Source organism: Halorientalis brevis (assembly GCF_023077655.1).
Window position 1 is genome coordinate 515,638 of the sequence record NZ_JALLGV010000005.1, and the last position, 24,719, is coordinate 540,356.

18 protein-coding genes, 1 tRNA gene and 1 pseudogene are annotated in these 24,719 nt (G+C 61.5%); 13 read left to right on the forward strand and 7 right to left on the reverse strand.

The features are described from left to right. Positions 1-501: 501 nt before the first annotated feature. The 5 genes from MU553_RS14620 to MU553_RS14640 all read left to right on the forward strand — a co-directional run bounded on the left by MU553_RS14620 (position 502) and on the right by MU553_RS14640 (position 8,964). On the forward strand, positions 502-2,574 hold the full coding sequence (locus MU553_RS14620; RefSeq protein WP_247378747.1) for a PrkA family serine protein kinase: 2,073 nt from the start codon (positions 502-504) through the stop codon (positions 2,572-2,574). Beyond that, positions 2,574-4,856: a PrkA family serine protein kinase gene (locus MU553_RS14625; RefSeq protein WP_247378748.1), complete on the forward strand. Its 2,283-nt coding sequence runs from the start codon at positions 2,574-2,576 to the stop codon at positions 4,854-4,856. The genes MU553_RS14620 and MU553_RS14625 overlap by 1 nt, the downstream gene beginning before the upstream one ends. Continuing rightward, complete coding sequence (locus MU553_RS14630; RefSeq protein WP_247378749.1) at positions 4,847-6,163, forward strand: YeaH/YhbH family protein; 1,317 nt, start codon at positions 4,847-4,849, stop codon at positions 6,161-6,163. The genes MU553_RS14625 and MU553_RS14630 overlap by 10 nt, the downstream gene beginning before the upstream one ends. Further along, the gene (locus MU553_RS14635; RefSeq protein WP_247378750.1) at positions 6,160-8,160 is read left to right on the forward strand and encodes a SpoVR family protein; all 2,001 of its coding nucleotides are present in this window, start codon (positions 6,160-6,162) and stop codon (positions 8,158-8,160) included. Before MU553_RS14630 ends, MU553_RS14635 begins: the two co-directional genes overlap by 4 nt. A gap of 342 nt (positions 8,161-8,502) precedes the next feature. Then, positions 8,503-8,964: a hypothetical protein gene (locus tag MU553_RS14640; protein ID WP_247378751.1), complete on the forward strand. Its 462-nt coding sequence runs from the start codon at positions 8,503-8,505 to the stop codon at positions 8,962-8,964. Between the two features lie 587 nt (positions 8,965-9,551). On the opposite strand, the gene MU553_RS14645 is transcribed toward MU553_RS14640, so the two are convergent. The 3 genes from MU553_RS14645 to MU553_RS14655 form a co-directional block, all read right to left on the reverse strand. Continuing rightward, positions 9,552-10,082 carry a signal peptidase I gene (locus MU553_RS14645; RefSeq protein ID WP_345893375.1) on the reverse strand — a complete coding sequence of 177 codons (531 nt, stop codon included), beginning with the start codon at positions 10,080-10,082 and terminating at the stop codon, positions 9,552-9,554. 30 nt (positions 10,083-10,112) lie between these two features. Next, the gene (locus MU553_RS14650; RefSeq protein ID WP_247378752.1) at positions 10,113-10,859 is read right to left on the reverse strand and encodes a TasA family protein; all 747 of its coding nucleotides are present in this window, start codon (positions 10,857-10,859) and stop codon (positions 10,113-10,115) included. A gap of 295 nt (positions 10,860-11,154) precedes the next feature. Further along, positions 11,155-11,778: a DUF7344 domain-containing protein gene (locus MU553_RS14655; RefSeq protein WP_247378753.1), complete on the reverse strand. Its 624-nt coding sequence runs from the start codon at positions 11,776-11,778 to the stop codon at positions 11,155-11,157. A 205-nt stretch (positions 11,779-11,983) separates the two neighbouring features. Here MU553_RS14655 and MU553_RS14660 point away from each other — a divergent pair, with 205 nt between their 5' ends. The 4 genes and pseudogenes from MU553_RS14660 to MU553_RS14675 all read left to right on the forward strand — a co-directional run bounded on the left by MU553_RS14660 (position 11,984) and on the right by MU553_RS14675 (position 15,257). Continuing rightward, on the forward strand, positions 11,984-12,547 hold the full coding sequence (locus MU553_RS14660) for a DUF7344 domain-containing protein (RefSeq protein ID WP_247378754.1): 564 nt from the start codon (positions 11,984-11,986) through the stop codon (positions 12,545-12,547). Between the two features lie 44 nt (positions 12,548-12,591). Beyond that, positions 12,592-12,984: pseudogene (locus MU553_RS14665) on the forward strand (secondary thiamine-phosphate synthase enzyme YjbQ). Between the two features lie 58 nt (positions 12,985-13,042). Further along, a complete protein-coding gene (locus MU553_RS14670; protein WP_247378755.1) occupies positions 13,043-14,470 on the forward strand; it encodes a DASH family cryptochrome in 1,428 nt (475 codons plus the stop codon). 133 nt (positions 14,471-14,603) lie between these two features. Further along, entirely contained in the window at positions 14,604-15,257 is a 654-nt protein-coding gene (locus tag MU553_RS14675; protein WP_247378756.1) for a helix-turn-helix domain-containing protein, read from the forward strand. Between the two features lie 4 nt (positions 15,258-15,261). On the opposite strand, the gene MU553_RS14680 is transcribed toward MU553_RS14675, so the two are convergent. The 3 genes from MU553_RS14680 to MU553_RS14690 form a co-directional block, all read right to left on the reverse strand. Beyond that, positions 15,262-17,253 (reverse strand): AMP-dependent synthetase/ligase, encoded by a 1,992-nt coding sequence (locus MU553_RS14680; protein WP_247378757.1) that lies wholly within the window; start codon positions 17,251-17,253, stop codon positions 15,262-15,264. Between the two features lie 237 nt (positions 17,254-17,490). Continuing rightward, a tRNA-Glu gene (locus tag MU553_RS14685) sits at positions 17,491-17,601 on the reverse strand. A gap of 419 nt (positions 17,602-18,020) precedes the next feature. Beyond that, complete coding sequence (locus tag MU553_RS14690; protein ID WP_247378758.1) at positions 18,021-20,024, reverse strand: 3-hydroxyacyl-CoA dehydrogenase/enoyl-CoA hydratase family protein; 2,004 nt, start codon at positions 20,022-20,024, stop codon at positions 18,021-18,023. Between the two features lie 192 nt (positions 20,025-20,216). On the opposite strand from MU553_RS14690, the gene MU553_RS14695 reads away from it, so the two are divergent. The 4 genes from MU553_RS14695 (at position 20,217) to MU553_RS14710 (ending at position 24,227) form a co-directional block, all read left to right on the forward strand. Then, a complete protein-coding gene (locus tag MU553_RS14695; RefSeq protein ID WP_247378759.1) occupies positions 20,217-21,368 on the forward strand; it encodes an acyl-CoA dehydrogenase family protein in 1,152 nt (383 codons plus the stop codon). Between the two features lie 176 nt (positions 21,369-21,544). Next, positions 21,545-22,696 carry an acyl-CoA dehydrogenase family protein gene (locus MU553_RS14700; RefSeq protein WP_247378760.1) on the forward strand — a complete coding sequence of 384 codons (1,152 nt, stop codon included), beginning with the start codon at positions 21,545-21,547 and terminating at the stop codon, positions 22,694-22,696. A gap of 284 nt (positions 22,697-22,980) precedes the next feature. Beyond that, positions 22,981-23,592 carry a serine O-acetyltransferase gene (cysE, locus tag MU553_RS14705; RefSeq protein ID WP_247378761.1) on the forward strand — a complete coding sequence of 204 codons (612 nt, stop codon included), beginning with the start codon at positions 22,981-22,983 and terminating at the stop codon, positions 23,590-23,592. A 35-nt stretch (positions 23,593-23,627) separates the two neighbouring features. Continuing rightward, the gene (locus tag MU553_RS14710) at positions 23,628-24,227 is read left to right on the forward strand and encodes a DNA-3-methyladenine glycosylase family protein (protein ID WP_247378762.1); all 600 of its coding nucleotides are present in this window, start codon (positions 23,628-23,630) and stop codon (positions 24,225-24,227) included. Positions 24,228-24,233: 6 nt separating this feature from the next. On the opposite strand, the gene MU553_RS14715 is transcribed toward MU553_RS14710, so the two are convergent. Next, complete coding sequence (locus MU553_RS14715) at positions 24,234-24,647, reverse strand: universal stress protein (RefSeq protein ID WP_247378763.1); 414 nt, start codon at positions 24,645-24,647, stop codon at positions 24,234-24,236. Positions 24,648-24,719: the final 72 nt, after the last annotated feature.

Sequence of the window (24,719 nt, forward strand, 5' to 3'; positions counted from 1 at the left end):
TATCGGCACCAGACGTATGTCAGACGTGAGTATATAAACTGGGGTAACCACGGCCGTTTCAGAAACCGTCCCGTATCGGCCGTCGTACGCGAGTTTTACGGCGATTCAGAGAGCGTAAAAAGGGGCCGAAAACCCGGTTCCGGGAGAAGCCTTATGTATCCGTAGGACTCAATAAATAAATAGTATCGGTGGTAAGCCCACCCATACCCCCACCATCGCCCCCACCCCGCCCCCAGCCGCTCCGGTGTTTTATTTTGCCACACGGCAACCGGCTTGCTGGCATCCGGGGGTGGTATGGCCACTCATGGCACACGAATCCCTCACCCGTCGAGGACGGGCGCGCGGACGGTTTGCAGGCACGCAGACCGAGTGTGATCCTCGCGACGTGGGCGGTCCGTGGAACCTACCACCGAAACGCGCGGGCTCGTGCCCGCGAAGACGGGTTGGGCCCGACCGAACACGTTGTGGCCGGACTCGCACCCTAACACTGTCCACGATAGCATGACCGGTAACAAGGACACCCTCGCAGAGCTGAGTCGGGAGTACCAGGACTCGATCCCATCGGACCTCAGGGAGACCCACACGTTCGACTGGTACCTCGAACAGCTGTACGACGACCCGCGGATCGCCCGCAACGCCCATCAGCGCGTTGCTGACATGTTCGACTACTACGGCACCGAGTACGACGAAGACGCCGGCGTCGTCGAGTACGAACTCGCCGCCGAAGATCCGCTCCAGAACGGCGAAAACACGTTCTACGGCCGCGTCATCCACGAAGCCATCCACGAGTTCGTCAACAAAGTCAAAAGCGGTGCCCGCGGACTCGGTCCCGAGAAGCGGATCAAACTCCTGCTGGGGCCGGTCGGCTCCGGGAAGTCCGACTTCGACCGCCAGATCCGGCGCTACTACGAGGACTACACCCGGCGCGACGAGGGGCGCATGTACACGTTCCGGTGGACGAACCTCTGTGACGTGATTCCGGATCAGGACCCCGCCGACGACGTGGTCCGGTCCCCGATGAACCAGGACCCAATCGTCTTGCTGCCCCAGGAGCAGCGGGACTCGATCATCGAGGACATCAACGAGATCCTCGAAGCGCCGTACACGATCCGCAACGAGCAGGCGCTCGACCCGGCCAGCGAGTTCTACATGGACAAGTTGCTGGCCAACTACGACGACGACCTCCAGAGCGTCCTCGAAAACCACGTCGAGATCATCAGGCTCGTCGCCGACGAGAACCAGCGCCAGGGCATCGAGACCTTCGAGCCCAAGGACAAGAAAAACCAGGACGAGACCGAACTCACCGGCGACGTCAACTACTCGAAGATCGCCATCTACGGCGAGTCCGACCCGCGAGCGTTCGACTACTCGGGTGCGTTCTGTAACGCGAATCGCGGGATCTTCTCCGGCGAGGAGTTGCTCAAACTCCAGCGCGAGTTCCTCTACGACTTCCTGCACGCCACCCAGGAACAGACGATCAAGCCCAAGAACAACCCCCGGATCGACATCGACCAGGTGATCGTCGGGCGGACGAACATGCCCGAGTACAAGGACAAGAAGGGCGACGAGAAGATGGAAGCGTTCAACGACCGCACCAAGCGGATCGACTTCCCGTACGTCCTCCAGTACACCGAGGAGGCGCGCATCTACGAGAAGATGCTCCGCAACGCCGACCTCCCGGACATCCAGGTCGAACCCCACACCCTGGAGATGGCCGGCCTCTTCGGCGTCCTCACCCGCATCGAAGAACCCGATTCGGGCACCGTGGACCTCCTCCAGAAAGCCAAAGCGTACAACGGCGAGGTCGACGAGACCGAGGACGTCGACGTCAAGAAGCTCCGCGAGGAGGCCGCCGAGATGGCCGAGATCGGCGAAGGCATGGAGGGCGTCTCGCCCCGGTTCATCGGCGACGAGATCGCCGAGGCCATCATGGACTCGATGCACCGCGATCGCCAGTTCCTCTCGCCGCTGACGACGTTCAACCACTTCGAGGAGAACTTGGAGAACCACGGCTCCATCCCGGAAGACCGGTTCGAGAAGTACTACCGCTACCTCGAACTCGTCCGCGAGGAGTACAAGGACCGGGCCATCGAGGACGTGCGCCACGCGCTGGCCTACGACATCGACGAGATCCAGCGCCAGGGCGAGAAGTACATGGACCACGTCATGGCCTACATCGACGACGACACCGTCGAAGACGAGATCACCGGCCGCGAGCAGGAACCCGACGAGACGTTCCTCCGCAGCGTCGAGGAGAAACTCGACGTGCCCGAAGACCGCAAGGACGACTTCCGTCAGGAAGTGTCGAACTGGGTCTCCCGCCGCGCACGCGAGGGTGACACGTTCAACCCGCAGGACAACGACCGCCTGCGGCGCGCCCTGGAGCGCAAGCTCTGGGAGGACAAGAAGCACAACATCAACTTCTCGGCACTGGTGTCGAGCAACGAGATGGACGACGACGAGCGCAACGCGTGGGTCGACGCGCTCATGGAACAGGGCTACACCCGCGAAGGGGCAAAGGAGGTGCTCGAATTCGCCGGTGCCGAGGTCGCCAAAGCAGAGATGGAAGAGTAATGGCCGGACACGACTTCATCGACGCCGCCGACGACGCCCTGGAAGCGACCTACCAGGAGCCGATGAGCCTCGCCGAGTACGTCGACCTCGTCCTGGAGGACCCCCAGCTGGCCGCCCACGCCTCGAAGTACCTGCTCTCGGCCATCGAGGCCGCGGGCACTCGGACGGTCATCGAGGAAGGCGAGGAGAAAGAGCGCTACCGCTTTTTCGACGACCCGCACAACGACGGCGAACACGCCATCCTCGGGAACACGGACACGCTCAACCAGTTCGTCGACGACCTGCGCTCGATCGCGGCCTCGCGGGGTAAAGACGAGAAGATAATCTGGCTCGACGGCCCCACGGCGACGGGCAAGTCCGAGCTCAAGCGGTGTCTCATCAACGGCCTTCGCGAGTTCTCGAAGACCGACGACGGACGGCGCTACACCGTCGAGTGGAACGTCGCTGGCGCCGGCGAGGCCAGTAGCGGCATGACCTACGGCGACGTGCCGGCGACCGACGAGGACGACTGGTACGAGAGTCCCGTCCAGTCCCATCCGCTCACCGTCTTCCCCCAGGAGGTCAGGCAGGACCTGCTTCGAGAGGTCAACGGCCGGCTCGACGACCACATCGAGATCCGCGTCGACGGCCAGCTCGACCCGTTCTGCCGTGAGGCCTACGACTACCTCGAAGAGCAGTACCGCCGCCAAGAGGTCACGGACCTCTTCTCGGCGGTCACCGACCCCAAACACCTCCGGGTGAAGAACTTCGTCGTCGACGTCGGCCGGGGCATCGGCGTCCTGCACAGCGAGGACGACGGCTCCCCCAAAGAACGCCTCGTCGGCTCCTGGATGGCCGGCATGCTCCGGGAGCTCGACTCCCGGGGTCGGAAGAACCCGCAGGCCTTCTCCTACGACGGCGTGCTCTCCCAGGGCAACGGCCTGCTCACCATCGTCGAGGACGCCGCCCAGCACGCCGACCTGCTCCAGAAACTCCTGAACGTCCCCGACGAGGGCAAGGTGAAACTGGACAAAGGCATCGGGATGGACATCGACACCCAGATGATCATCATCTCGAACCCGGATCTGGAAGCGCGGCTGAATCAACACGCCGACCGCGAGGGCCAGGACCCGCTCAAGGCGCTCAAGCGCCGGCTGGACAAACACGAGTTTATCTACCTCACGAACCTCTCGCTGGAGGCACAGCTTCTGCGGCGGGAGCTGACCAACGAGACGGAGGTCTGGACGGCGACGACGTGGGACGAACTCGAGTCCTGGATTCGCGAACCCCTGTCCATCCGGGTCAGGGACAACGACGCCGAAGTCAACGAGAAGGAACTCGCGCCCCACGCCATCGAGGCGGCGGGCCTGTACGCCGTCGTGACGCGGCTCGACGACACGGACGTTCCCAACGGGCTCGACCTCGTGGACAAGGCGCTGCTGTTCGATCGGGGCTACCTCCGCGAGGGCGACGAGGAGATCGAGATGGAGGACTTCGAGTGGGACGACGACGCCGACGACGGCGAACAGGGCATCCCCGTCACCTACACCCGGGATGTCATCGCGGATCTGCTCCACGAGGAACAGGACCGCTTCCACGCCGACCTCCCGGTCGAACACGTCATCATGCCCCGCGACATCCTCAACGCGATGGCCGAGGGGCTCTCTGACGCCCCCGTGTTCTCCGGGAGCGAGCGCGTGGAGTTCGAGAACCAGGTGGTCACCGTGAAAAACCACGTGTTCAGCCAGCAGGAGTCGGACGTGCTCAAGGCCGTGATGCGCGACAAGCGCGTCGACGAGGACACCGTCGAGGAGTACATCGAGCACGTCTACGCCTGGGAGGCCGACGAACAGATCGAGAACGATCGCGGCGAGTACGTCGACCCGGACCCGCTGAAGATGAAGGTGTTCGAGATCGAGCACCTCGGCCGCTTCAGCGAGGACCAGTACGACGGCAACGAGCCCACGGAGGCCGTCACGGAGTTCCGGACGAACAAGATCATCACGGCGCTCAACCGCCACGCCTGGCACAACCGCGACGAGGAGTTCCAGGTGTCGGACGTGAACACGAAGGAGATTCCCGTCATCAAGTCGGTGCTGGGCTCCCACGACTGGGAGGACGTCCGACGGACCTTCGAGGACTTCGACCCCAAGCAGTGGGACAACCCGCCGAGCGGGACCCAGACGGCCGCGGTCAAGGAGGACACGATCCAGAACATGATCGAGATGTTCGAGTACAGCGAGGCCTCGGCCGAACTGACCAGTCGACACGTCATGAGCCAGGTGAGTTACAAATGGGACTAGAGGACGACCTCGAACGGTACCGTGAAGTCGGCGAGGAGCGCCGGCAGGACCTCGCGGAGTTCATTCAGTACGGGGATCTGGGCCAGTCGCGGCCGGACGAGGTGAAGATCCCCATCAAGATCGTCGACCTCCCGGAGTTCGCCTACGACCAGCGCGACATGGGCGGCGTCGGCCAGGGCGAAGGCGCCGAAGAGGGCCAACCCGTCGGCGAACCGCAGCCACAGCCCGGCGACGGCGACGAGGACGGCGAACCCGGCGAAGAGGGCGGCGAACACGAGTACTACGAGATGGACCCCGAGGAGTTCGCCCAGGAACTCGACGAGGAACTCGGTCTGGATCTCGAACCCAAGGGGAAGAAGGTCATCGAAGAGAAGGAAGGCGACTTCACGGACATGACCCGGACGGGTCCCTCCTCGACGCTGGACTTCGAGCGCCTGTTCAAGAAGGGCCTCAAGCGCAAACTGGCGATGGACTTCGACCGGGAGTACGTCCGCGAGGCGCTCAAAGTCGACGGCATGGGGCCGTCCTCGGTGTTCGAGTGGGCCCGCGGCGAGAACATCCCGGTGTCGAAGGCCTGGCTCGAAGAGGAGTACGCCGACCTCAGCTCCGACGAGAAGACCACCTGGACGTCGATGGAGGAGATGGAGGCGAACGTCGAGCAGTCCTCGACGGCAGAGCGCATCCGACGGGACGGCGTCGACAGCATTCCCTTCCGTCGCGAGGACGAGCGCTACCGCTACCCCGAGATCATCGAAGAGCGCGAAAAGAATGTCGTCGTCGTGAACATCCGGGACGTCTCCGGATCGATGCGTGAGAAAAAGCGCGAACTCGTCGAGCGGACGTTCACGCCGCTGGACTGGTATCTCACGGGCAAGTACGACCACGCGGAGTTCGTCTACATCGCCCACGACGCCGAAGCCTGGGAAGTCGACCGCGACGAGTTCTTCGGCATCCGCTCGGGCGGCGGGACGCGCATCTCCAGCGCGTACGAACTCGCGGCGGCGATCCTGGAAGAGGAGTACCCCTGGGCCGACTGGAACCGCTACGTGTTCGCGGCCGGCGACTCCGAGAACTCCTCGAACGACACCGAAGAGCAGGTCATCCCGCTGATGGAGCAGATCCCCGCGAACCTCCACGCCTACGTGGAGACCCAACCGAGCGGGAACGCCATCAACGCCACCCACGCCGAAGAAGTCGAGCGACACTTCCGAGAGAGCGGCGACGTCGCCGTCGCCTACGTCTCCAGCCCGGAGGACGTCGTCGACGCCATCTACACCATCCTGTCCACGGAGGAGGAAGCGCAATGACCGACAGACACGAAGCCAAGAAGATCGCCGAGAGCCTGGAGGAACCGGTCACGGAGGCCTCGAACCTGGCCCACAAACTGGGGCTGGCGCCGTATCCGGTGAACTACTGGATCGTCGACTACGACGAGATGAACGAACTCATCGCCTACGGCGGGTTCCAGCAGCGCTACCCGCACTGGCGCTGGGGGATGCAGTACGACCAGCAGCAGAAACAGAGCCAGTTCCTCGGCGGGAAGGCCTTCGAGATCGTCAACAACGACAACCCCAGCCACGCCTTCCTCCAGGAGTCGAACACGATGGCCGACCAGAAGGCGGTCATCACCCACGTCGAGGCCCACGCGGACTTCTTCCAGAACAACGAGTGGTTCGGGATGTTCGCGGACGACCCCGACGCCGCCGCGATGCTGGCGCGTCACGCCGACGCCATCCGGGAGTACATGCTCGACCCGGACATCGACCGTGCGGCCGTCGAGAAGTGGATCGACAACGTCCTCTGCCTGGAGGACAACATCGACCAGCACGAGCGGTTCGCCCCCGTCGAGACCGAACACCCCGACGAGTTCGTCGACGCCGACGAGGACGTCGAGGACCTCTCGGACAAACTGGACGAACTCGACCTCTCCGACGAGGTGAAAGGCCAGGTGTTCGACGAGGAGTGGCTCGAAGCCCAACGTCCCGACGACGACGACGTCACCTTCCCGGAAGAGCCCGAAAAGGACGTGCTCGGTTTCCTCCGAAAACACGGGATGCAGTACGACGAGGACGCCGAGAAGGCCGTCGGCATGACCGACTGGCAGCGAGAGATCTTAGAGATCCTCCGCCGGGAGGCGTACTACTTCGCCCCCCAGAAGATGACGAAGGTGATGAACGAAGGGTGGGCCGCCTACTGGGAGTCGGTGATGATGACGAAGGAGGCCTTCGCCGGCGCTGACGAGTTCATCAACTACGCCGACCACATGGCGCAGGTGCTGGGCTCGCCGGGGCTCAACCCGTACAAACTCGGCCTCGAACTCTGGCAGTACGTCGAGAACACGACGAACCGTCGCGAGGTCGTCGAACACATCCTCCGCGTCGACGGGATCACCTGGCGGAACTTCCACGACCGCGTGGACTTCGATGAGGTGCAGAGCCTCATCGCCCCGGATCAGCAGATCACCGCCATCGACGCGAACTCGCTCGACGACCTCGATCCCGAGGACCCGCGCGTCGACGCGACGCAACTCGACCGCGCCAGAGAGGGCGAGCTCGACGTCGAGAAGTACCCGTGGAAGGTGCTGACCTACGAGGGACTGGCCGAACGTCACTACTCGCTGGTCGAACCGCAGAACCGCGGGTTCGTCAGCCGGGTCAGCCAGGAGGAACTCGAACGGACCTCGCGGTACATGTTCGACGACTCCCGGTACGACTCGATCGCGGAGGCGCTCGCGGACGTCGACTACACCCGCGGCTGGGACCGGATGCGCGAGATTCGCGAGAGTCACAACGACGTGACCTTCCTGGATCAGTTTCTCACCCAGGAGTTCGTGGACGACAACCACTACTTCACCTACGAGTTCACGCAGTCGACCGGCGACTACCGGGTCACCAGCACCGACTACGAGGACGTCAAGAAGAAGCTGATGTTGCGGTTCACCAACTTCGGGAAACCGACCATCGTCGTCCAGGACGGCAACTACAACAACCGCAACGAACTGCTGCTGGCCCACAAGTACAACGGCGTCATGCTCGACATCGAGCAGGCGAAAAAGACGCTCGAACGCGTCTTCCACCTCTGGGGTCGGCCCGTGAACCTGAAGACCATCGTCAAGGAACTCGACGAGCACGACATCGAAGTCGCGAAACGACGCGACCGAGAGCCGGAACCCGAAGAGCGCGGCAAACTCATCCGCTTCGACGGCGAGGAAATCGAGATCCGCGATTTAGACTGGGAAGAGGTCGAGGACATCGCCGCCACCGAAGTCGATTACGACACGAAACCCGACGAGTGGCTTGCCTGACCGGCAACTCTGACAGGACCTCTTTTTCAGTTACTACCATCCGAGGTACCTTCCTCTTCACCCGAACCGGATGTATCCTCGGTTTGCGTAGATTCGGAGTCACTCGTCTGGTCATCCGAGTCAGAGTCCGTATCTGATGTTGTAGCGCTTCCACTTGTCGAGCTATCAGTACTCCCTGTCGAATCGGACTCCGTCGTTGTATCCGAATCCGTCGTTCGAGTCCCCGAATCAATCGATTCCTCACCTTCGGTAACTGTCGTCGAATCCGTCCCGGAATCAGTGGATTCGTCAGCCGAATCTGTGTCCGAACCCTCACTTTTCGATGCAGTCCGTGTCTCGGTCGTGTCCGAACCCTCTCCATCAGTCATCGAATCAGTACTATCGGAACTCGTCGATGTCGGAGGCGAGGTGTCGGCATCTGCATCTCCGTCACTGTCGCTCGTCGTCTCACCCGTAGATCCGTCTGCGGAGTCGCTCTTCGAGGCGGATTGGTCGTCAGTCGACGATGTCGGAGTACTTTCGGACACAGTTTTCGAATCGTCGGCTGACGCCGAGGTCTGTGTCTCGCCCGTTGGTGACGACGTGGCCTCCGCGGTATCACTGTTACCCGTGCTGTCGTCGGTTGCTGAAGACTGTTCGTTCGAGCCTGGATTGGTTGAGTTCGCCCCTCCCGCCGAACCGGTAGTCGAACCAGTGGAATTAACGCTCAGGTTGGATGCAGTCGTCTCGTTGTCTGTGCCGTTTACTGTCTGGTCCGTAGCAGTACTTGTCCCGGACAGAGACGTCGCGACAGGCGTTGACTGATTGGCCGACCCCTGTGACTGATTAACGGTGCTGAGATCAGAACTGCTCGACTCTTTCACCGTCGCAGTCTGTGCACTCGTGTCGCTGACCGGCCCGTGACTGCCTTCGGTATCGATCAGTTCGATGCGGCCGTGGGACACGAAATCGCGGTCGTATTCCCACCATCCTCGAACGGTGGTCGCAACTGCCCCAGACTGTCCGGCGTGACCCCGAAGATCAGCGCCCGCTACTTCCAGCGTACAGATAACTCGTTCAGTCGACACCTGATTGCAAGCAGCCTTGACCGGCTTGACCTGGTGGCCGCCATCGCCGACTGTCAACTCGAACTGGTCAGAGCGAACCTCGGCAGTCGCCGGAACCGACACACGGACGGTGTATCTCGTGTCTCCGTCCCGGACAGTAGAAATCCCAGCAACGCTGAAGTTCTTCGCCGTCATCGTGAAGTCCGGCTTGGTTTCGACAGTCCCCGTTGTCGTCATCTCGGATTTGAACGACGCAGTGGTGTGTCCCACTCCAGCTCCGGCTACGCTCAGGAACACGATGATCACGACCAGCAGTGCGATTCGGTTTAGTGACATTGGTGGGACCTATTTCGGAGAGTCGGAGTCAGCGGCTTCCGTCGCGCGGTACAGGTCCCGCAGTTCCAGTAGTCCGAGGAGCACGGCCGGAACGACGATTAGCAACAACGTGCCTGCGCCCGAGCTCGCAAAGGAGACGACGTGACCGATGAACGGGATAGTGAACGTGACCCGTCCGACGACGTTCTCTGCTGGGACTGGTTCAGCGTCCGGCGAATCGTTCGCATCGCCCTTCGTCTCGAAATACAGCGTTCCATCGCTCTCGGTGACGTTCACGACCCGATGGGTGATGAGTTCATCGCGCTCCGAGAGCGGTCCACCGCTCGGATTGAACGTGATAACATCGTTCTCGCGAATTTTCGTTGGGTCGTCTTCGGAGACGAACACCACGTCACCAGCGTTGATCGATGGCGACATGCTGGATGACAGAACCACATAACTGTGGTCCGCCCCTGCGAGGTCGGGGGCCGCAACCAACAGAAACGGCAGAACTACTACGAGCAACACAGCGAACCCGACGGCCTGGCGTTTCGTGCTCACGGCAAGTACTAAAAGGAATTGTGGTCGTTATTACAAGTAGGTCGGGTCCTGACCTGTCTCAACAGCATAGATGTGGAGATTGAGGACTAGCTCCTTCCCCTGGTAGTCATTACCGAGGTCCGAGATCTTACACTTCAATTGGATATTGATAGTTGTATTCTCCGAGACGTCGGTCAGATATTTGAACGTCGGATTATCGTTCTCGTCTGTTTTCAACTGGCTGGAAAGAGACTGCAGCGTATCTGGATTCGGATTGTTGAGTTCGGCGCTCGTGTTGATTTCGTTTGCGACTTCGGTCGGTAGAGTTCCAGAATCGCCACTTGATTCCCCTTTAGTCATAACATCGGTTTCACCGTCAATGGTGCCATCATCGTTTTTGGCACCAATTGTAACGACGTTGTCACCACCGGTTTCAAGATTTACTTTTGTGGATAGTGGATCGATTTCGTTTGTACCATCACCATCAGTATCGTAGTCGGAGTCATCGGTGATGGTCATACCGAGGTAGATGTCCCCGTTGAGACTTCCTTCGTAGGTCGTCTCGAACTTGCCGCTAAACGTCGAAGTCGACGCGAGATCTTCCGCAGTGAGACTTTGTACTGTCGGTTCACTCCCGTTCAGATCCACGGTCCCAGTACTAATTGTTTGATCGGTAGTACTCTCTGAATCGGAGAACAGTGCAAACGTCCCCGCACCCGCAGCCGCGCTTGCAACGCCGACTGTCGTAATACCGCCCAATACTTTGCGTCGCGTGAGTTCGATGTTCTTGTCTGTCATAGGTCTCACTCTCGATGCCACTCCCTGCCGGAGCGGCTGGTCCCACGCACCCCATGGTCCCCCGTCACTGAATCCGACAACCCGACCGACTGTGCCCTCATCAGTGCGTGTTGTCCCATCGTACTGGCCACACGTCCTTTTGTATACACATACTGGAACCGAGCAATCCAATGCTGAAATCAAGAATGGAGGCCGTGAACGAAAGCGAAGGGCAGACGGAGAGACGTCGAACGGCCCGAGAACGGCCGTAATCAGCAATTACACGGGGAACCAGTAGCGAAAGGTTTCGGATCCGTCAGCGTCGGCACTCCGGCGGCGGACCGTCAGACCCGAGGTGGCTTTTCTGGGTCTCGTACGCGTGGACCAGACCCGACACCAACACCAGGCCGGCAGTCAAGCCCGCCAGGAGGTGGCCGGGGAGTTCACTGAACGGGACGAGTCCCGTCCACGACAGCACTGTGACGCACGCCGAAATCACACCGATCCCCGAATAGTAGTGACTCCAGGGGATCTCGTGTTCTGGAACGACCTCCATGTAGACCTTGAGATCCGACAGGCGATCGGTCGGTTGGACCGTCCCACGATCCGCGTCGAAGTGAACGATCTCCTTGTCGTCCAGTTTCGGCAGATGCGACTGACGCAGTGCAGTGTACACGCGTTTGCGTTGCTTCGAGGAGACGTCAACCGGTTCCACGTCGTTTTCCCACGCTGCGATCTGTTCCGAGAGGTCCCGTAACGTCACCCGATCCTCCTGTTGCAGCAGATAGTGAATGACGTGTCGTCTGCGTGCGTTGCTCAGAACCTCGAACGCATCTTCTCGACGCAGCGACTGCGCCGTTTCCGATTCCACTGTCGACGGACTGTCTGGCCCGACGCCGGCCCCCCGACCGGAGACGGGCTCCTGTGTTGCCCCACTCATGTAACCCCACCAACCAATTGTGGTTATCTGAGGTATTCTGTCCACCCATATTAATCTGTTCGTTATATAGGGTAATGAGTTGTTAGGAGAGATTAACACTGGAGAAATCCGTCTATAGAATAAGATAAGTGGTACGAATCGTAAGGGACAGCCACGAGCAGCCGCAGGGACGTGCGTGCAAACCGAACGAATCCGGGAGGTGAGTATGGTCGCCCAAACTACTACGAAGGAATCACTGGAAGCAAGTCAGATACACGACATCTTACGGAACGACCGGCGGCGGTTGGCGATCAAGTGTCTTCGGGAGAACAGCGGGACGTTGAGCGTCCGTGATCTCTCCGAGGACGTTGCGACCCGGGAAACCGGCGAGTCACCGGCGCCACGAGACAAACGACGGAGCGTGTACGTCTCGCTCCACCAGACGCATCTCCCGAAACTCGACGACCTCGGGATCGTCAACTACGACACTGACTCGAAGGAGGTGCGGCTCCGCGATCGCGCCGCCGAGATCACGACGTACATGGAGGTCGTCCCACGGTACGGCATCACCTGGGCCGAATACTATCTCATTCTCGGTATCCTCGGGTTCGGGACGGTGCTCTCGGCGTCTATCGGGACGCCGCTGCTCGGTGCCGTTGGTGCGCCCGCCGTCGCAGCGACGTATCTCCTCATTCTCGTCGCGTCGGCAGCCTACCACGTCAACTCCCAGGACCGGCAGCTGTTCGAGGGACTCTGGTCACAGACGAGTCCTTCGGACCGCCAGGAGTAACCCCGAGCCCAGCATTCAAGCGCCGGTCGATCGTCCGTCTTTGTATGAGTGGTAACGCGACCGTCGAAGTGAGTACGGACGACCGACTGACGGTCGTCGACATCACAGAACAGGTGAACGACGCAGTGCCGCAGGACGCGACTGGTACCTGTACGGTGTTCGTTCGCCATACGACAGCAGGTGTGAGCGTGAACGAAGCCGAGCCGAGGCTGCTCGGGGACATCGAGCGGGCGCTCGCGGACATCGTCCCCGAGGAGGGATGAGATCACGACCGACTCGACGGGAACGCCGACGCGCACCTCCGATCGATGTTGCTCGGCCGGAGCGTCACGGTTCCCGTGGTCGACGGCGAACTCGACGTGGGAACCTGGCAGTCCGTGCTGCTGGTGGAGTGTGACGGGCCGCGGACGCGCACCGTGACCGTGGTCACGGAGTAACTACGTTGATGTCCATCCAGACCAACTAGCAGGAGACCGACTCCCGGTCTCCCCACCGATGACAGAAGACACAGCAGTCGTCTGGTTCAGGTCCGATCTCCGACTCCACGACAACGCCACGCTCACGCGGGCACTCGAGTCGGCAACCCGCATCGTCCCGGTTTTCGTCTTCGATCCCGACGCGTTCGCGACGACGACGTTCGGGTTCCCGAAGACCGGCCGCCGACGTGCCCAGTTTCTCCGGGAGAGCGTCCAGGCCCTCCGTGCCACGCTACGGGGGCTGGACAGCGAACTGGTCGTGAGATACGGCCGTCCGTCGACGGTGCTTCCGGCCGTCGCGAGCGAATACGACGCCGACGCCGTCTACTCGCAGACGCTTCCCGCACCCGAGGAACGACACGTCGAAACCGCCGTTCGGACCGCATTACGCGATCAGGGCCGGGCCCTGCAGACCGCGTGGACGCACACGCTGTATCATCCGGCCGACCTCCCAACACCGGTTCAGAACATCGACGACACGTTCACGCCCTGGCGACAGGACGTCGAAGCGACGATCGAACCCCGAGAGCCACTCCCGAGCCCGAACAAGGTCCCCAGCTCGACGCTCGACGTAAGCGAGATACCGACGCTGGCCGCACTCGGCTTCGACGACGCCCCACTCGGGCGGGACCAGCGAGCTGTCTACGCGTTTGATGGCGGGGAAACGGCCGGGCTCGACCGCCTAGCGGAGTACGTCTGGGACCGCGACTGCCTCCGAGAGTACAAGGAGACCAGGAACGGTCTCCTCGGTGCCGACTACTCCTCGAAACTCTCTCCCTGGCTCGCACACGGCTGTCTCTCGCCGCGGCAGATCTATGCCGAAATCGACCGGTACGAACGCGAGCGCGTCGAGAACGACTCGACGTACTGGCTCGGCTTCGAACTCGCGTGGCGCGACTTCTTCCAGTTCCAGTTCGCAAAACACGGCGCGGCCTTCTTTCGGCCGGGCGGGATTCGAGACCGCGACGTCGAGTGGCACACCGACGAGGACGCGTTCTCTCGGTGGGCGAACGGCCAGACGGGTGTTCCCTTCGTCGACGCCAACATGCGGGAGTTGAACGCCACGGGGTACATGTCGAATCGGGGCCGCCAGAACGTCGCGAGTTTCCTCGCGAACGACCGCCGCCTCGACTGGCGGACGGGCGCGTCGTACTTCGAGTCGCGACTGATCGACTACGACGTTTGCAGCAACTGGGGGAACTGGGCCTACGTCGCAGGCACGGGCAACGACTCCCGCGACAAGCGATTCGACGTGCTCTGGCAGGCCCATCGGTACGATCCAGCGGGCGAGTACGTTACGCAGTGGCTGCCCGAACTCGACGGGCTTCCGCCCGAGTACGTCCACGAGCCGTGGCGAATGGACACGCAAACCCAACGAACACACGGCGTCGAACTCGGCAGCGACTATCCACGCCCGATGGTCGCACTGGAAGACGCGTCGGAGTGACAGGCGCCGGGAGCATTCGCGCAGCCGCGGGAGAGCGTCCGTTGTGCTGGCGGCAAGTGAGATGTGTGCCGAAACACATAATGTGTCGGGAACGAAAGGAACGATGACATTCGGTCGCTGAAGGGGGCGCTACATGAGGTACTTCGATTTCACGATCACACCGGAGAACGGAGCCATTCATCCTGCCGGGAAGGTCATCGCCGACCACCCCGACGTCTCGCGCGTGTCGCTCATGCACGTCAACGCGCTGGGCGACGGGACCGGCGTCTTGCTCTACCGACTCCGCGGCGACCACGAAGCACTGAGCGAGTCGATTGACGAGTCGAACTCCGTGCTCGCCTGGGACGTCCTCGACGTCCAAGAGGACGTCTTTCACCTCTACCTCCACGTTCCACCGGGACAACCGGCCGGGAGTCTGATGGCGCTCGCACAGAAGTACGCGCTCATCATCGACACGCCCCTGAAATACACCAACCAGGGCGGACTCCGGACGACGATCGTCGGGACACACGACATGCTCCGGCAGGCCCTGGGCGAGACGCCCGACGGCGTTCGCTTCGCCGTCGAGCAGGCCGGGCAGTACTCACCCGACCGTGAGGACATCCTCTCGATCCTCACCGAACGCCAACACGAAGTGTTCGAGACGGCGATCCAGGAGGGATACTACGAGATCCCCCGCGAGGCCACTCACGAGGACATCGCCGACGCCCTCGGGTGTGCGCCCAGCACCGTCGACGAACACCTCAGAAAAGCCGAGTCGCGCGTGCTGTCCTCGTTGATGCGGTGAGAGACTAGTCGTCGGCCGTCGCCGCTTCGCTCTGCTCGTCGTAGATGCGGTCGACTTTGTCCCTGAACTCCGCTTTGATATTTCGCCGTTTCTTCTTCAGCGACGGCGTCAGCATGTCGTTTTCGGGCGTCCACTCCATGTGGACGAGCTCGAACTGCTTGATGGTCTCGTGTTTCTCCAGGTTTCGGTTGACCAGCTGGACGTCCTCGTTGACCCACTCGCTCACCTGATCGTTCTCACAGACTTTCTCTTTGGTGTTCGGCAGGCTAATGTCGCGGTTCTTGGCCCACCGACGGATCGCGTTGAAGTTCGGCACGATGAGCGCGCTGACGAACTTCTCGTCGTCGCCCATTACCATGATCTGCTCGATTCGCGAGGACGTGGAGAACTCGCTCTCGATCGGTTCGGGTGCGACGTTTTTCCCGGTCGAGAGCACGAGCAGGTTCTTCAAGCGGTCGTGATAGACGAGATACCCGTCGTCACGGGCTTCGACGATGTCACCGGTCCTGAACCAGCCGTCGGGCGTGAACGCCTCTTCAGTCTTTTCCTCCATCTCCCAGTAGCCCTCCGTGACGTTCGGGCCCTTGATGTGGAGTTCACCGACCTGACCCTCGGCCTGGCTGAACTGATCCTGTGACACGACGGAATCGTCGATCTTGATCTCGACGTCCGCGACGGGCGTTCCGAGCGTCCCACACCGGTGATCCTCTGTTGGAGCCGCCGAAACGACGGGCGAGGCCTCGGTCAGCCCGTAGCCCTCGTAGATCGGAACGCCCATCCCGTCGAACAGTTCCGCGAGGCGTTTGTCGAGGCTCCCGCCCCCGCTGATGAGGAAGCCGGTGTTGCCGCCGAGTTGCTGCTTGACCTGTTTGTACACCAGCTGGTTGGCGATGCCGTGTTTGAGTTTGAGCGACAGCCCCGGGTCGTCGGTCTTCCCGTACTCGCGAGCGACGTCGACGGCCCACTCGAAGATGCTCTCCTTGAAATCCGAGCCGCTGGCCTGGTCGCGCATCTCGTCGAAGATGCGCTCGTACACCCGCGGCACGCTGGCAGCGCCGTACGGTTCGATCTTCTTGATGTCCTCGCTGACCGTGTCCGGACTCTCCGCGTACCCGACCGTCACTCCCGACGCGTACATGTAGAAGTGCCCGACCGTCCGCTCGAAGACGTGTGCCAGCGGTAAAAACGAAATCGAGCGTTTTCCGGCGTCCATCACCGGCACGTCGTCACCTTTGTCCGGTCTCGGACCGGCTCGTTTGCGCAGTTGGTTGATGTTCGCACGGAAGTTGTGGTGAGTCAGCTTCACGCCCTTCGGTTTCCCCGTCGTTCCCGAGGTGTAGATGAGACTCGCCAGATCGTGGACGTTCCGGGACTCGACCATCGAGTAGTACTCGTCCTCGTCGAAGTGCTCCGCACCGAGGTCGTACACCTCGTCCAGCGTGTAAATCTGGTCGACGTCTTCGTATTTCGTGAGGTTGTCCAGCACGACGACGAACTCGAGACTGAGGTCGTCCTGCACCTTGATGATACGGTCGAGCAGATGCTCGTTCTCGACGACGACGCCGATCGCACCGGGATTGTTCAACAGGTACCTGATCTGCTTGGGCGACGACTCCGTGTAGACGGTCGTGACGACGCCACCAGCCGCCAGCAATCCGAAGTCCGACAGCGCCCACTCCATCCGAGTGTTCGAGAGGATGCCGACGCGCTCGTTGGGCTCTAGCCCGAGTTCACGGAACCCGGTCGCGAGTCGGCGAACGATCTGGGCCATCTTCTCGTAGCTGATCGTCGTGAACTCACCGGGTTTCGGCTCCGGGAGAATCCCCGGCGTGAGCGACCGTGGATAGATCCCACCCTTGTACATCTGGGCATCACGATCGGCGTTTCGCTCGACACTCTCCTCGAACAACTGGGGAATCGTCGTGTTCCCAATGACCTCGTCCGTGTACTCCTCCTCAGCCTCCCGCCAATGTTGAGAGGTGTCGGGTGGTGACATGCTGTTTGCTTACGTATCTGTCGTTAAATATACCAGGGTCAGTAACAGGTCTTGAATCGTACCCGTTGCTGACAGTATATAAACACTACTCGCCCTCCAAACATTTGTGTCCGAGTGCGATCGGCGTCGTCACCCGCATCGAAACCTACCCGGGAAAGTCGAAGAGAACGCCGGATCGCGGATTGCGAGACAGAGATGAGTCACAGCACAGCGGCTATCCAGTAGGAAAGTTGAGAATGCACCGTCTGGGATTTGAACCCAGGTCCTCGGCTGTCTTCCAAAGGCGGACACGAGTGCCGCGACTTTGCCGAAAGGCCAAGATGATTGGCCGGACTACACCAACGGTGCGCATTCATAGCTGAGAGTGGGCAAGTAATAAACCCTGCTTTTCATCCTCGTATTGGGTGAGGATGACAGTGTCTGTTCCCAGGGCGTTCGACACTGGATTCGGACTCAATGAGCCTATGGTCGGCTTTCGGATGGCACTCGTTACAGAGCAGCATTAAACTATCAAGATGATGGGCTTCTGAAACGTCAGCTCCGCTCGCCTCTCGGAAGCATCGAACCGGGATAACGTGATGGACTTGCAGTTGTCGGTCAGAGCCGCCGTGATCGAAATGACTGTCGACCAGAAATGCCACTGCCACACAAAATACTAGACCAGCCACGGTGAAAGTAAAGGAAAACTCGGACGCTGGTGGGGCGCTACTCGCCCTGGAAGTCGGGGTCGCTTCCGTCAGACCGCCGATCTGACGACGTTCGCCCGATTATTCACCTTCGAAATCGGGCTCACCGTCGCCCATGAAGGCGGTCATGCCTTCCATGATGTCGTCGGTGCCGATGAGGTGGCCGAAGGCCTGGGCTTCGACTTCCAGCCCGGCTTCGGTGTCGTCGCGGCCCTTGAGCATGGCTTTCTTGGAGAACTCGTTGGCCAGCGGCGGACCCTGGGCGAGTTCGGCGGCCAGCTCGAAGGCGCGGTCTTCGAGTTCGTCGTTGTCGACGACCTCGCTGACGAAGCCGTACTCCTGCATGTCCTCGGCGCTGTAGTCCTGGTCCGCGGTCAGGATGATCTCCTTCGCGCGACTCTCGCCGATGAGGTTCGCGAGGCGCTGGGTGCCGCCCCAGCCTGGGATCAGGCCGAGGTTGTGCTCGGGCTGGCCGAAGCTAGAGCGCTGGGAGGCGATGCGGATGTCGGTACACATCGACAGCTCCATGCCGCCACCGTAACAGTAGCCGTCGATACCGGCGACCACAGGCACAGGACACTCTTCGAGACGACCGAACGTCTGCTGGCCGGTCCGGGAGAGGTCGATCGCGTCGAGCGGGTCGGCGCTCGTCGCCATCGCCTGCACGTCTGCGCCTGCCGAGAACGCCTTGTCACCGTCGCCCGTGACGAGGATCGAACGAAGCTGGTCCTCGTCCTCGACGATGTCGATTGCCTCGTCGAGTTCTGCGAGGAGTTCGAGGCTGATGGTGTTCATCCGGTGGGCGCGGTCGATGGTGATGTGTGCGACCTGCTTTTCGCTGTGCCCCTCGGGGACGTCGATGTCTCTGCGCTCGAATTCGATGAGGTCGAAGTTCTCGGCGTCCTCGTCCTCGTCGGCGCCACCGTAGAAGCCGCCCTCGTCGGCGGCCTTGTAGAGGTAGTCGTGGGCGTCGTAGCGGGCTTCGCCCGTCTCGTCGTGGAGTTCGTCGAGCGTGTCGGCGAGCGTCTGGAGCCCGTAGTCGTCACAGAGGCTGGCGGGTCCGTCCGGGAACCCGGCGCCGAGCATCGTCGCTTCGTCGACGTCGGCTGCGGGCGCGACGTCGTCGCCGACGAGGTAGGCGACTTCCTTGGCCATCGTCGCCAGGAGGCGCTCTTTGACGTCCTCGCGGATCTCGTCGGTCGGGACGTCGGCGCCGTCGCCGTCCTCGTAGTCGTAGAAGCCCTTGCCGGTCTTCTTGCCGAGTTCCTCGTTCTCGACTTTCTCTTCGAGCATCGGGCACGGTGCGTACTCTTCGCCCTCGACCTCGTTCATGTACTCGAGGACGTGGTAGGTGATGTCGTTGCCGACCTGGTCACCCAGCTCGAACGCGCCCATCGGAAGGCCCACGTCGTACTTCGTCGTAGAGTCGACTTCCTCGATGGTGGCCTCGCCCTCTTCGACGATCCAGCAGGCCTCGTTCATCAGGGGCACGAGGATGCGGTTGACGATGAAGCCTGGCGAGTCCTTGCGGACGCGGACCGGGGACTTGCCGAAGTCCTCGGCGAGTTCCTCGATGACTTCGATGGTCTCGTCGTCGGTGTGTTCGCCGTAGATGACCTCGACGAGCTGCATCCGGATCGGCGGGTTGAAAAAGTGCATCCCGCAGAACTGCTCGGGACGCTCGCTGACCTCCGAGAGGTCCGTGATCGAAAGCGACGAGGTGTTCGTCGCGAAGATGGCGTGGTCGGGCGCGTACTCCTCGACCTCGCCGTAGACGTCCTGCTTGATCTCCATCTTCTCGGGCACCGCCTCGATGATGACGTCGGCGCTGCCGACGGCTTCCTCCATGTCGACCAGCGGCGTCACGCGGTCTTCGGCGTCCTGCGCCTCTTCCTCGCTGATCTGCTCTTTCTCGGCGAGCTTTTCGAGGCTCCAGACGATGTCCTCGTAGCCGCTCTGAACGAACTCTTCTTTGATGTCACGAAGTCGAACTTCGTATCCCGCGAGTGCAGCGACCTCTGCGATCCCGTGGCCCATGTTGCCTGCGCCAAGAACCGCGATGGTCTCGATGTCCTCGAGTTGCATAAGTCGAACATTGTTATTCTCTCCATGGGGGGCTTTCAACGTTTTCGTTCCACATGCCAACGATTAACAGTGTGCTCGCGGTTTAAACGATAAGTGTACAAATTAACAGTGTTTCAGTGACGGGCAACAACAGTTTACAAGTTTTCTATTGATTGCAAAAGATTATAATGTCATGTTCCCTCACACCCAGGCATGGATTTTGAACTGCCAAGCGAGCTCGAACAGATCCGGTCCGAAGTCCGGAAGTTCGGTGAAAACGAGATCGAGCCGGTCGCGAACGAGTACGACCGGGAAGAGAAGTATCCGCACGAGGTCATGGACGAAGCGGCCAAGATGGGGTTGCTCGGGTCCCAGATCCCCATCGAGTACGGCGGTGCGGGCTACTCGACCCTCGAAACCATCATCATCGCCGAGGAACTGTTCTCGATCGACCCCGGCATCGGGTTCTGCATCTCGGCTGCCTCCTTCGGCACCGAGGCCATCATGGAGTTCGGGACGGAAGAGCAGAAAGAGAAGTACCTCGAGCCTGTCGCCGCAGGCGAATCCGTTTGCGGCGCAGCGATCTCCGAGCCCGACACCGGCTCTGACGTCTCCTCCGTGAGCACGCGGGCGGAGAAAGATGGCGACGAGTGGGTCATCAACGGCAACAAGATGTGGATCTCGAACGGGACGGTCGGCGACTTCTTCGTCGTCCTGTGTCAGACCGACCCCGACGCCGACGGCCGGTACAACGGCTTCTCCCAGATCGTCGTCGAGTCCGACCGCGACGGCTTCAAAGCGGACAAGATCCACGGCAAGCTGGGGATTCGCGCCTCCGACACGGCCGAACTCATCTTCGACGATGTCCGCGTCCCCGAGGAGAACCTGATCGGCACCCGCGGCATGGGCTTCCTCCAGCAGATGCAGTTCTTCGACGAGACCCGGACCGGCGTCGCTGCGCAGGGCGTCGGGATCGCCAAAGGCGCTGCCGACGCGGCCCTGGAGTACGCCCAGGAGCGCGAGCAGTTCGGTCGCCCGATCGCCGAGTTCCAGGCCATCCAGCACAAGCTCGCCGACATGTACACGAAGATCGAGGCGGCGCGCAACCTGACGTACAAGGCAGCCTGGCAGGTCGACCAGGGCGAAGACATCACGAAACTCGCCTCCATGGCCAAGGAGTACGCCTCCCGCATCGCCGTCGACGTCGCTAACGAAGCCGTCCAGATCCACGGCGGGTCCGGCTACGTCGACGACTTCCCGGTCGAGCGGTTCTACCGCGACTCGAAGATCACCCAGATCTACGAGGGCACCACGGAGATCCAGAAGAACATCATCGCTCGCGAACTCCTCGGCAAAGGGTACTGAGCAGTTCGCCCACGCCGATATTGTATTTTCAGTTATACGTTTTCGTGAGATAGCTAACAGTACCGAGATAGAAGGCTGCAGTCCGGCGATTCCTGTCTACAACATTATAAACAGTTTTTAACTCGCTAGTTCGAGATTGCAACAAAGTATTATAGTTCTGTTGCGAAGAACCGGACATGGATTTCGAGATTACGGAAGAACAGGAGCAACTCCGCAGTGAGGTAAAGCGGTTCGCCGAGAACGAGATCGAGCCGGTCGCCACGGAGTACGACGTCGACGAGAAGTACCCCCAGGAAGTCATGGACGAGGCAGCCAAGATGGGGATGCTCGGCGCGAACATCCCGATGGACTACGGTGGCGCGGGCTACTCCGCGCTCGACGTGGCGATCCTCTCCGAGGAACTGTTCGCCGCAGATCCCGGCATCGCCCTGTGTATCCAGTCGTCGTCGTTCGGCGCCGACGCGATCATGGGCTTCGGGACGGAAGACCAGAAAGAGCGCTTCCTCGAACCGATCACGTCCGGTGACGCCATCATGGGCGCGGCCATCTCAGAGCCCGACACCGGCTCCGACGTCTCCTCCGTGTCCACGCAGGCCGAGAAAGACGGCGACGAGTGGGTCATCAACGGCAACAAGATGTGGATCACCAACGGTTCGATCGGTGATTACTTCGTCGTCCTCACGCAGACCGATCCCGAGGCGGAGGGTCGTTACAACGGCTTCTCCCAGATCGTCGTCGAGTCCGATCGCGACGGATTCACAGCGGACAAGATCGAGGGCAAGCTCGGCATTCGTGCTTCGGACACGGCCGAACTCATCTTCGACGACGTCCGCGTTCCCGAGGAGAACCTGATCGGCAACCGCGGCATGGGTTTCCTCCAGCAGATGCAGTTCTTCGACGAGACCCGGACGATGGTCGCCGCACAGGGCGTCGGCGTCGCAAAGGGCGCCGCAGAGCGCGCGCTCGACTACGCGCAGGAACGCGAGCAGTTCGGCCGTCCGATCGCCGAGTTCCAGGCCATCCAGCACAAGCTCTCGGACATGTTCACCGACATCGAGGCGGCGCGGAACCTGACCTACAAGTCCGCCTGGCAGGTCGACCAGGGCGAAGACATCACGAAACTCGCCTCCATGGCCAAGGAGTACGCCTCCCGCGTGGCCGTCGACGTCGCCAACGAGGCCGTCCAGGTCCACGGCGGGTCGGGCTACGTCAACGACTTCGACGTCGAGCGCTTCTACCGCGACTCGAAGATCCTCCAGATCTACGAGGGCACCACGGAGATCCAGAAGAACATCATCGCCCGCGAACTCCTCGGCAAAGGCTTCTGAGGCCAGCAACGGACTCGACTTTCTTTCGCGGCTCGACTGCGAGCACCGCGACCGCCGTACGTCGCACCGCTCTCGGCAGCATTTATGTGGTCTGACCCACGAGTACACAGTAACATGACGGTTCGCTCGCGCCGTTCGGTCCGTCTGCACCGGGAGCAGCCACTCGCACGTATCGAGCGACGCTGTCGCTGTTGCTGATTCTCTCCTCGCCGTCGGCACGGGAACTAAACGTTACAGTCACTGAACCGAGACCGACCGAACTCCACGACCCCCAACCCCTAACAATGTTCGAACGACTCGACACGATCCGCACGCACGTCATCGAGGACGTCCGCACAGCCCTCGCGAAAGATCCGGCTGCACAGAGTACCCTCGAGGTCGCACTCCTGTATCCAGGTGTGCACGCGGTCTGGCTGTATCGGATCGCGCACGTGCTCTGGGAGACCGACCATCGACTCGTCGCTCGCGTTCTCTCGGAACTGGCGGGTTTTCTGACCGGCGTCGAGATACACCCGGCCGCGACCATCGGCGATCGGTTGTTCATCGACCACGGCACCGGCGTCGTCATCGGCGAGACCGCCGAGATCGGCGACGACGTGTTGCTGTATCACGGCGTCACGCTCGGCGGAAAATCGATGCGCAGGGAGAAACGACATCCGACCGTCGAGGACTGTGCGACGGTCGGCGCGAACGCGACGCTGATCGGCCCGATCACCGTCGGGGAGGGTGCAACGATCGGCGCGGGCGCCGTCGTCTCCGAGGACGTCCCGGCGAACGCCACGGTCGCCGGCAATCCGGCGGAGATCATCGAACAGCAGCCGGACGTCAGGAAAACCGACGAGGACCGCGCGGAGGCGATCGAGTCGGAGTCGTCACACTGGCTCGCCGACTGTTAGAAACGCATTTCTCGATTCGGTACCTGGGGTCGGCCGTGTCCGATCCACACGAGACGCTGGCTGGCGACGAGTATCTCGGACCGCTCGTCGAGGCACACGGCCAACTGATTATCGAGCCCGCCGAGGATTTCTACCAGCGGTTCGTCACCTCTGTGCTCCGCCAACAGGTTTCGATGGCGTCGGCTGCGGCGACGCGCGAGCGACTGTTCGAGGCAGTTCAGGTGACGCCAGCAACAGTGCTCGCGACCGACGAAGACGTTCTCCGGGACGTAGGGCTGTCCCGACAGAAAGTCCAGTACGTGAAGAACATCGCCGAAGCGTTCGTCGACCGCGGCTGGAGCAAGGCCGACTTCGCCGAGATGAGCGACGACGAGGTCAGAGCCGAACTCACCGAGGTCACGGGCGTCGGAACGTGGACGGCGGACATGCAGCTCATCTTTTCACTCGGCCGCGAGGACGTGTTCCCGATCGGTGACCTCGGCATCAGGAAAGGGATGGAGACCGTCTTCGACGAATCGATGAGCCGGGCGGAGATGGTCGAACGGGCTGAGCGATGGGCACCGTACCGGAGTTACGCCAGTCTCTATCTCTGGCGAGCAGAGGAGGACGTCACCGAGGTACTCAGTTCGGAGTGACGGCCCTCAGACGGTAAAGACCGGTCGACTGCCCTCCCTGACGACGCGTTCGACCACGCTCCCGATCTTCTGGCGGTGCGTGTGGCCCTGATAGCCCATCACGATGACGTCGGCGTCGACGTCGGTGGCGTACTCGATGATCTCGTCGTGGGGAACGCCGTGACAGACCCGGGTTTCGGTCTCGACGTCGATGTTGTCCGCGCGATCGGCGAATTCGTCGACCAAGGTGTGGCCGTGGTCTTCGAGTTCGTCGACGACGATCTCCGTGCTGCTGAGACCGGGTTCGCCGTACCGCCGCGTGTCGACGACGAACAGCGCGTGGAGCGTCGAGTCGAACCGGTCGGCGAGTTCGAGCGCGTGCTCTGCTGCCCTGTTCGATCCATCGCTCCCGTCCATCGGAACGAGGATTGTCTCGTACATGTGACGCGTGAACGCCGCCGGCATGGTTAGTAAGTAAGTGGCTGTACGTCACCGGCGACGGGAAGTTCGTCG